Below are 7,744 nucleotides of genomic sequence, written 5' to 3' on the forward strand. Positions count from 1 at the left end.
AGGCATCGCCGGCAACAACCTCGGTATTTTCGCGGGTATACGTCGCGGAAAAGCCAAAGGGAATGCCCCGCTTCCGCAGTACCGCCCGGTAACATCCATGGAATGACACCACGGTATCATCTGAGGGAAGGGCTTAATCCCCCTTCCCCGTATCTTTATCCGGGCCAAAAAGGTCTTCATAGCGGTTTAAGAAGGTTGCCAGGGTGGCCTTATTGCGGCGGATGGTCACCACCCAGTCATGAAGATAGTCCAGACCCTCCTGGGTAATCTCATAAAGGCGGCGCGCCGGTCCCGGACCACTGGTAGACCACCGGGAATGCACCAGGCCATCCTCCTCCAGGCGGCGCAGATTGCGGTAGACCGCCCCGGCATCCGGTACGCCTGACCATAAACCCAGGCGATTCATACTCTCCATCAGTTCATAGCCATGGGTGGGTTTTGCGGCCAGCAGGAGTAATAAACAGGGCTGCAAAAAGCCTTCCATGCGGGCGCCGCGACAATCACAGCGTCCATGGTGACCACCAGAACCAGGGCTGCACATGGAACCACTTCCTATCTGTTATTTACATATGAGTGTTGTTAACACAATTATAGCATAAAGCATTGGGTCCCCTGCCGTCAACCTGAGTTATAGCAAACGCCTCCTTTTACCCGGCCGAGATTACCCCTTGACAAATGTCTGCCGCAGTTATATTATAATTTTATACTATATATGCTAACGGCATATATAAGACACTAAAAAGGAGGGAGAAACCATGTGTCACTTTGCCGATCAGGGACATGGCCACGGCTATCACCAGGGCCGCAACTGCCATCAGAGAAAATGCGGTTGCCACGGCCATCACGGCGCCGGTTTTCACCGTCATTTTCTAACGGCGGCGGAGAAAAAGGCCCACCTGGAGGAATATCTCAAAGAACTCCAGGCCGAAGCAAAAGCGGTGGAGGAAAGGCTGAAGGAACTGGGAGAAGGGGCTTAATCCCCTTTCTCCTTTCCCCATAATTTGCTTACGAAGAAAACATCTTGTTTAAACCTCACTTTATGATCCTGTAGTTCAAATAACGAACATAAGCGGAGATAATATAGGGAGTGCCTTCCCACCACTTAAGTCAAATTCAACACGTAACCAGTAATGGTCTGGTGAGGTGGTTTGGACGTGGCTAAAGCCATCTGGTATCCTTTACCGGCATTATGGTAAGCATACTGGTGGATATGGGACGGCATAGCTTGACAGACCCGGTTACCGCCGGTCTGGCTGTGGCCGTCCTGGTGGCGCTACGCTTTACCAAGCTGGACGTGCTCTGGGTGGTACTGGGTGGTACCGGGATTTATCTTTTATCGACAAGGTCTGGTAGCAAAAATTAAGAGGAAATAAAAACCCGGGGCATGTTCCATCCCCGGGTTAATCAATATCCAGGATTTAGACTTTCTCCATCTTAACCGTACATCTCAAACGTCCAAGGCCCCTGGTAATTGGGGGTGCCTGGCGAGGCGGCACCCTTGTGTCATACTCCAGTGCCAGAGCCACACCTACATCGGTATAAACAGCTCCCCAGATGGTAGCTACGTCGAAGGACCCCAAGAACAGAAAGAAGACCTTTACGCCTGCCAGCCCGGGGGTAGTGTTGATGGCGATGATGCATATCTAGGAAGCCGTATGGGCTTCCTGGTGCCAAAAATTTCACCGGTTCCATATTCAATTTGATAAGTCAAATACTAAAACACTCCCCACACCCGGCCGCTCTGTTCCATCATCCGGTCAACCAGTTCTTCGTAAGAACAGGACTTGACCCCCGGGGCAAGGTATTCATCCGTAAAACCGCGTAATTCCAGATCTTCATCCAGGGCCAGCCCTTCTATATTGTTCTCTCCAACAAAAATATCCTGTCCTGCCGGTCTTTTTAACCCGGCCAGGACACCGTTCTGGACCATAGCCACGGTCACATTATCGCCAGCAGCCGCACAATGTTGGGCCAGGTTAAAGGCCCGCCTGGCATTAACGGTGTCCGGCGCACTGCCAAGCAAAATAAGTAAACGCATTAACGTTTCCTCCTCCATATCAAAAAATCATCAAATTGGGTGCCTCCCGCAACAAGTCAGCAAGCTCCGCTGCTGCTATGATTTCTAACCCTGGGATTAGATCAGAGGATTCCAGGCCCCGGGTGGCCAGGGATTCTTTCTCCACCAGGATTCTGGCGCCACCAGCCTGTTTCAATCCCTGGGCCAGGGTTGCAGCCAGGGAAGTAAAGCCAGCTTCCGGGCCTTGCTGTCCTGATTTGGCCACATAAACGCCATCATCGACCAGGACGCCAATGGTCTGAAAGCCATTAGATAAGGCGCCTAAAAGATGCCGCAGCCCTTCGGCTGCCTGGGTCAGGCCATAAGGACTATGACGGATTAAAATTACTGCCGATTTGGCCACTTTATTTCCCTCCTAGAGTCCCAAACTTAGAAAAACATCTCCTTCATCCACTATGGTAAACAGATTTTTCAGGGTGCTGGGTTCCGCCCCATCCATGAGATTACCTCTTTCAATTCCCCGGAACCGCAGGCAAGTGCCGCACAGGTCCACCCGCAGCCCCTTCTCGATGAGGGGGACAAAATTATCTTCCGCGTTGGGGATCCCCTGGGCCTTTTGCCCGCGGACAAAATTGTGTACACCATCTCCCGAAGCAAACAGCGTAACCTTATACCCTTTGGCCAGGGCTGTTTCAGCCAGCCTAATGGCTGTAGTCGTGTTTTCAAACCCATAAGGTGTGGTAGCTAGAAAAAGGGTTAAACTCTTGGCCATTGGCCTTACCTCCCGCTGCTGGTTTTACTCTAATCTGCTGCTCTCTCCACTCCCAGACCTTAACTTGCCTATCTATGGAAGCACCTCAATAATTCCCGGCGTTCCTTCCATCACCTCCCCGATGCGGGCTGCTGCCAGGCAACCAGCCCTGGTCAGGAGTTCCTCCAGTTGCTCCGCTTTCTCCGGAGCTACGGCTATGAGCAATCCGCCCGAAGTCTGGGCATCGGCCAGCACCAGGCGGGCCTCTGGCGAGATTCTCTCAGCCCACTGCACTTTTTCCCGGAGAAAACGAAGGTTGTTATAAGTACCGGGAGGGATAGCCCCGGCTTTAACTAGCTCCCATGTTTCCGCTAATACCGGGATGGTATGCAGGTACAGGCGGGCACAAACCCCACTGGCCACCAGCATCTCCTGCAAGTGGCCCAAAAGGCCAAAGCCGGTAACGTCGGTACAGGCGTGCACCCCAACCTCCTGCATGGCCCTGGCTGCTCCCCGGTTGAGTTGCGCCATCACCTCGTACACTCTTTGCGCCAGTTCTTCGCTTGCCATCTGCCGCTCAAGGGCGGTCGTAATGATACCTGTGCCTAAGGGCTTGGTAAGAAACAAGACGTCCCCTTTCCTGGACCCTTTTTTGGTAACTACCCGATGGGGGTATACTGTGCCGGTCACCGCCAGGCCATACTTGGGACTGCTATCATCAACTGAATGACCACCGGCAATGATCACTCCGGCTTCGGCAGCCGTGGCCGCCGCCCCCTTTAAGATTTCTCCCAGGAGACTCAAGGGCAGCGTCTTTACCGGAAATGCCACCAGGTTCAGGGCCATTACTGGTGTAGCTCCCATGGCATAGATATCGTTGATGGCGTTAGCCGCGGCTACAGAACCAAAGGCATAGGGGTCGTCAAGGATCGGAGTAATGAAATCTACTGTTTGCACAATGGCCAGATCGGGGCTAAGTTGCCACATAGCAGCGTCATCCCGTTCACCGCCTGGAAAAAATGGCCCCTGCGGGGCAGGCAGATAGGAAAGTATCTGGGCCAGGTCCGCCGGACCTACCTTACAGGCTCAGCCGGAACCGGGAGAAAAATTAGTCAAACGAAGGCGCGGAACTTCGGCCAAGAGTAATTACCTCTTTTCCCTCAGGATAGCTACCTGGTGGCTCAAGAGACCGACAGCATATTCCACTTCTTCCCAGGTGGTCCAACGACCCAGGCTCAAGCGTACGGCCCCCAATCCCCGGTCGATTCCTAAACCCATGGCGGCTAAGACTGGCGACACCGTTTCTGAACCGGAATGGCAGGCCGAACCTGTGGAGGCGGCAAGCTCCGGTGTGTTTTCCAAAAGCCGGGCCCCGTTTATCCCGGCAAAGCTAACGTTCAAGGTATTGGGCAGGCGCTCGGTAGGATGGCCGTTAAGGCTAACCTCAACCTTTTCTTGGAGCAGGCCAAAGAAATAATCCCTAAGCGAAATCAGTGCAGGTATGGTTTCCGGTAACACTTCCCTGGCTACTGCACATGCCTTGCCCAGGCCGACAATGCCGGCGACGTTTTCTGTCCCCGCCCGGCGGCCCTGTTCGTGATCCGCACCGTGAATAAGGGGTTCTAAAACCGTTCCCTTGCGCAGGTAAAGGGCCCCTATCCCCTTGGAAGCATACAATTTATGCCCGGCCACGCTGAGCAGATCCACCTGCAATTCATCGACGCGAGTGAAGATCTTACCTACCGACTGGGCAGCGTCGGTATGAAAGTAGATGCCGTATTCCCTGGCTATTGCACCAATGGCAGCCAGGGGTTGGATGGTGCCTACTTCGTTATTAGCGTGCATGATAGATATAAGAATGGTTTCCGGGGTGATGGCCTGCCTGACTGCCTCTGGATCAACCATGCCGTACTGGTCTGCCGGTAAGTAGGTCACACGGAACCCATGGCTTTCCAGGTAGCGGCACGTTTTCAACACGGAAGGGTGCTCGATGCAGGAGGTGATAATATGCCGGCCCCGGTGCCGGTTGGCGAAGGCAACACCCTTCAGGGCCAGGTTATTAGCTTCGCTACCGCCGCTGGTGAAAATAATTTCCCCGGGCTGGCAGCCCAGAAGGCCAGCAACCCTCTCCCTGGCCTTCTCTACGGCCCGCCTGGCTTCCTGCCCATAGGCGTGGCTGCTGGAAGGATTGCCAAAATGATCCCGCAGGTAAGGCGACATTTCTTCCAGGACTTCGGGAGCAACCGGGGTGGTGGCATTATAGTCCAGGTAAATCATCGGGACTTTTTTTGCCTCCTCAGCACTTCTTTTATTCCTTTACTATTCCTCCTGCTACCCTTCAATGGTAACACCCTTCGAAAGCCGGGGACGACCCTCAACAAAGTTCAAAATCCTTCGTGGACACTCCTCTATACAGTAAGAGCACTTAAGGCAGTCACCGTGGGCTACAACTCCTGCCTGCCTATAGTGATCTACATGCGGTAGACTCGGTGGCAGTGCTGGCAATCATTACATCTTTCATTTACGCTCAATTGATATTTCCCGCATCCCAGCCAGTTGGCCATGGTACCCATCTTTTTCTGTTTTCCTGCTGGTAATATACCATAATGATATTTATAATAGAAATGCATATATAATATAGCTTATATGCTTTTAAATTATATGTTCCCCGAAGCCTTTATTCCAGGAGGGTGGCCATGGATTTAGCTCATCTGAAGGCCTTCTACGAAGTAGGCCGGTGGGGCAGCTTCTCCAAGGCAGCAGAAGTCCTCTTTACCAGCCAGCCTGCTTTATCCCGCCAGGTGGCAGCTTTAGAAAAAGAACTTGGCCTGGACCTTTTTTCCCGCCAGCCCAGGGGGGTCATTCTTACCGAGGCTGGCCGGCGGCTTTTTGCTTATGCCGAGCAAATTTTCAGCCTGCTGGCCGAAGCGGCCCGGGTTTTGGCTGAGTTTAAGAACCTGGAAACCGGCACCCTGGCCCTGGGAGCGTCTACTACTATCGGCAATTACCTCTTACCTCCGGTCCTGGCTGCCTACCGGCATAAACATCCCGGTGTAGAGGTCTGCCTGCAGATAGGAAACAGCCAGGAGATTGAGGCAATGGTGGCCGATCACAGGGTGGAAATTGGCCTCCTGGCTGGCCCTCTTACTACTAGCGGGCTTTACGTTGAGGTTTTGCTGGCAGACGAACTGGTGGCAGTGGTTGCTCCCGACCACCCTCTGGCGCAGCAAGAGCATCCGCCCCTGACGGTTCTGGCCCGGGAAACCCTGCTGTTGCGGGAACCCGGATCGGCTACGCGCCGGGCCACGGAAGAATACCTTGCCGCCCGGGGAATTGTACCGGGTAAAACCTTCGTGTTGGGAAATACAGAAGCTATCAAACGAGCTGCTGCTAGCGGCCTGGGGATACCTTTTCTTTCTAGGTACACCATGGATCTGGAGTTCCAGTATGGCCGGTTGTTGCCTCTAAACGGGCCGGAGTGGCGGATTGAACGCCCCCTTTTCTTGGCTTTTCCCAAGGATACCCGTTTATCCCCTCCTGCCCTGGCCTTCCTGGCTCATATCCGCAAGCAAGGATGTTTAACATATACCTGAAACTTTATCAAAAAGGGCTACAAGTAAAAGTTCAAGACTTTAAGGAAATAAAAACCCGGGGCATGTTCCATCCCCGGGTTAATTATTATCAAGGCTTTAGACTTTCTCCACTTTCACCCTGGTGTCGTAGAAGGAGGCCTGCCGCCGATGGGGTCCGTGAGGGAAGTGGTTTTCATCCCCGTGTCAAGGAGCATCACGGCATTGGGGCAGAGGCCCCGGCCGCGCCGGGGATCGCCTTTAACAACCTGGCCGTCGATCACCACGTCCCGGGCGCCGTAGGCCCAGTGGCCGTAGTGCCAGGAGGCGGCAATGACCCCGGGCCGGATACCCTTGATGAGTTTTACCTTGCCCTGCACCGCAATGACCCGGAAAAGGCTACGGTAGCCTTTAACGTCGCCACGACAGCTATTATATCCGACATGGAAGTACTGGTGGCTATGAGCTCCGAGGTATTAAGAAAGGCGGGTTGACCCCGCCTTTCTTAATCAATATGCCAGTGTAATCTGCGTTTATTTAGCTTTCGTAATCAACCTGTGTTTAATGTCTATGTTTATCCCCATTAGAGTCATAAAGTCCATCCCTAAAATATCATTGATTCCGAAGCCATAATCCAAGGAGCCTATATGGATTGCCATTTTATGCAGAATTAGTGATGAAAGGCCGATTTTCTCTATATTTTTTTCGTAGACATATTCCGTTCCACCGATACCATGTATTCTTAGTATTTTATCGTCTGGTAAAGTATCCAACCCTAATTGGACAGCAACTTCGGCAGGTATTAATGTAGATGCCGAACCAGTATCTAATAGAACATTGTCAAGTTCAAGTGTCCGTTCCTTGTTAGTTAAAGTAATTTTAACAAAAGGCAACCCCTTATTTATGTCAAAGCCTATCATACGCCTAACCTTACTCCTGCCCATCTTCTTTCCTCTATGTCTAATTCTGGACGTGAAGTATGGACTATTAGTATTTCCCTGCCAGGATAAAGCTTATGCCAGCGGGCATTTTCCCGCAAGACCTTTTTAGTCCCATGCATAAAACTGTCAATTACAGCCATTTTATCGATGATTCTTTTATTATCTTTTGAATGTGCTTCAACTGCTTCGATTACTACCCATTGGGATGGGTAAGCCCTTTTCACATCTTCCCATTGCATATGGCTTGCACCCTTATGAGTTAATTTTTTTCCTGACTTAGCACCTCTTAATTAAACTTGGTCAGTAATAAATCCAATATTGTGGTCCCTATGTTCATTTTTAAGTTTACTACAAGGGTAAAAGGGAGTCAATGAAACTCTTGTAACATCGTAACTACTCAGCCACCCCAAGAAATTAAAAAATGATGCTGGACTCGGCGCTGCTTTTCATGTAGAATGGAACCATG

General features: G+C 51.9%; 12 protein-coding genes. 3 read left to right on the plus strand and 9 right to left on the minus strand.

Annotation, left to right across the window (positions count from 1 at the left end):
• Nucleotides 1-133: 133 nt before the first annotated feature.
• Nucleotides 134-541, minus strand: a complete 408-nt coding sequence (locus SDD30_RS11345; protein ID WP_434075023.1) for a helix-turn-helix transcriptional regulator — start codon at nucleotides 539-541, stop codon at nucleotides 134-136.
• A gap of 214 nt (nucleotides 542-755) precedes the next feature.
• Between SDD30_RS11345 and SDD30_RS11350 the strand changes: the two genes are divergently transcribed.
• On the plus strand, nucleotides 756-977 hold the full coding sequence (locus SDD30_RS11350; RefSeq protein ID WP_434075024.1) for a DUF5320 domain-containing protein: 222 nt from the start codon (nucleotides 756-758) through the stop codon (nucleotides 975-977).
• A 233-nt stretch (nucleotides 978-1,210) separates the two neighbouring features.
• A complete protein-coding gene (locus SDD30_RS11355; protein ID WP_434075025.1) occupies nucleotides 1,211-1,363 on the plus strand; it encodes a hypothetical protein in 153 nt (50 codons plus the stop codon).
• A gap of 351 nt (nucleotides 1,364-1,714) precedes the next feature.
• On the opposite strand, the gene SDD30_RS11360 is transcribed toward SDD30_RS11355, so the two are convergent.
• The 5 genes from SDD30_RS11360 to SDD30_RS11380 all read right to left on the minus strand — a co-directional run bounded on the left by SDD30_RS11360 (nucleotide 1,715) and on the right by SDD30_RS11380 (nucleotide 5,045).
• Nucleotides 1,715-2,038: a DsrH/TusB family sulfur metabolism protein gene (locus SDD30_RS11360; protein WP_434075026.1), complete on the minus strand. Its 324-nt coding sequence runs from the start codon at nucleotides 2,036-2,038 to the stop codon at nucleotides 1,715-1,717.
• 19 nt (nucleotides 2,039-2,057) lie between these two features.
• The gene (locus SDD30_RS11365) at nucleotides 2,058-2,420 is read right to left on the minus strand and encodes a DsrE family protein (protein WP_434075027.1); all 363 of its coding nucleotides are present in this window, start codon (nucleotides 2,418-2,420) and stop codon (nucleotides 2,058-2,060) included.
• A 12-nt stretch (nucleotides 2,421-2,432) separates the two neighbouring features.
• Complete coding sequence (locus SDD30_RS11370; protein ID WP_434075028.1) at nucleotides 2,433-2,789, minus strand: DsrE/DsrF/TusD sulfur relay family protein; 357 nt, start codon at nucleotides 2,787-2,789, stop codon at nucleotides 2,433-2,435.
• A 72-nt stretch (nucleotides 2,790-2,861) separates the two neighbouring features.
• Nucleotides 2,862-3,908, minus strand: coding sequence for a selenide, water dikinase SelD (selD, locus tag SDD30_RS11375; RefSeq protein WP_434075029.1), 1,047 nt, complete (start codon nucleotides 3,906-3,908; stop codon nucleotides 2,862-2,864).
• A 6-nt stretch (nucleotides 3,909-3,914) separates the two neighbouring features.
• Entirely contained in the window at nucleotides 3,915-5,045 is a 1,131-nt protein-coding gene (locus SDD30_RS11380; protein WP_434075030.1) for a cysteine desulfurase family protein, read from the minus strand.
• Nucleotides 5,046-5,464: 419 nt separating this feature from the next.
• On the opposite strand from SDD30_RS11380, the gene SDD30_RS11385 reads away from it, so the two are divergent.
• Complete coding sequence (locus SDD30_RS11385) at nucleotides 5,465-6,361, plus strand: LysR substrate-binding domain-containing protein (RefSeq protein WP_434075031.1); 897 nt, start codon at nucleotides 5,465-5,467, stop codon at nucleotides 6,359-6,361.
• A gap of 113 nt (nucleotides 6,362-6,474) precedes the next feature.
• Here SDD30_RS11385 and SDD30_RS11390 read toward each other — a convergent pair whose 3' ends face one another.
• The 3 genes from SDD30_RS11390 to SDD30_RS11400 all read right to left on the minus strand — a co-directional run bounded on the left by SDD30_RS11390 (nucleotide 6,475) and on the right by SDD30_RS11400 (nucleotide 7,517).
• A complete protein-coding gene (locus SDD30_RS11390) occupies nucleotides 6,475-6,717 on the minus strand; it encodes a hypothetical protein (RefSeq protein WP_434075032.1) in 243 nt (80 codons plus the stop codon).
• Nucleotides 6,718-6,870: 153 nt separating this feature from the next.
• Nucleotides 6,871-7,257 carry a retropepsin-like aspartic protease gene (locus SDD30_RS11395; protein WP_434075033.1) on the minus strand — a complete coding sequence of 129 codons (387 nt, stop codon included), beginning with the start codon at nucleotides 7,255-7,257 and terminating at the stop codon, nucleotides 6,871-6,873.
• Nucleotides 7,254-7,517 carry a hypothetical protein gene (locus tag SDD30_RS11400; RefSeq protein WP_434075034.1) on the minus strand — a complete coding sequence of 88 codons (264 nt, stop codon included), beginning with the start codon at nucleotides 7,515-7,517 and terminating at the stop codon, nucleotides 7,254-7,256. Before SDD30_RS11400 ends, SDD30_RS11395 begins: the two co-directional genes overlap by 4 nt.
• Nucleotides 7,518-7,744 lie beyond the last annotated feature (227 nt).

The organism is Moorella naiadis (nom. illeg.), from assembly GCF_051020825.1.
GTDB classification, from domain to species: domain Bacteria; phylum Bacillota; class DSM-521; order Neomoorellales; family Neomoorellaceae; genus Neomoorella; species Neomoorella naiadis.

Bases quoted from the DNA above. Each gene is read 5' to 3' on its own strand.
- SDD30_RS11395 (WP_434075033.1), bottom strand. From the start codon at position 7,257: ATGATAGGCTTTGACATAAATAAGGGGTTGCCTTTTGTTAAAATTACT.
- SDD30_RS11360 (WP_434075026.1), bottom strand. From the start codon at position 2,038: ATGCGTTTACTTATTTTGCTTGGCAGTGCGCCGGACACCGTTAATGCC.
- SDD30_RS11355 (WP_434075025.1), top strand. From the start codon at position 1,211: ATGGGACGGCATAGCTTGACAGACCCGGTTACCGCCGGTCTGGCTGTG.
- SDD30_RS11380 (WP_434075030.1), bottom strand. From the start codon at position 5,045: ATGATTTACCTGGACTATAATGCCACCACCCCGGTTGCTCCCGAAGTC.
- SDD30_RS11385 (WP_434075031.1), top strand. From the start codon at position 5,465: ATGGATTTAGCTCATCTGAAGGCCTTCTACGAAGTAGGCCGGTGGGGC.
- SDD30_RS11350 (WP_434075024.1), top strand. From the start codon at position 756: ATGTGTCACTTTGCCGATCAGGGACATGGCCACGGCTATCACCAGGGC.
- SDD30_RS11400 (WP_434075034.1), bottom strand. From the start codon at position 7,517: ATGCAATGGGAAGATGTGAAAAGGGCTTACCCATCCCAATGGGTAGTA.
- SDD30_RS11345 (WP_434075023.1), bottom strand. From the start codon at position 541: ATGTGCAGCCCTGGTTCTGGTGGTCACCATGGACGCTGTGATTGTCGC.
- SDD30_RS11370 (WP_434075028.1), bottom strand. From the start codon at position 2,789: ATGGCCAAGAGTTTAACCCTTTTTCTAGCTACCACACCTTATGGGTTT.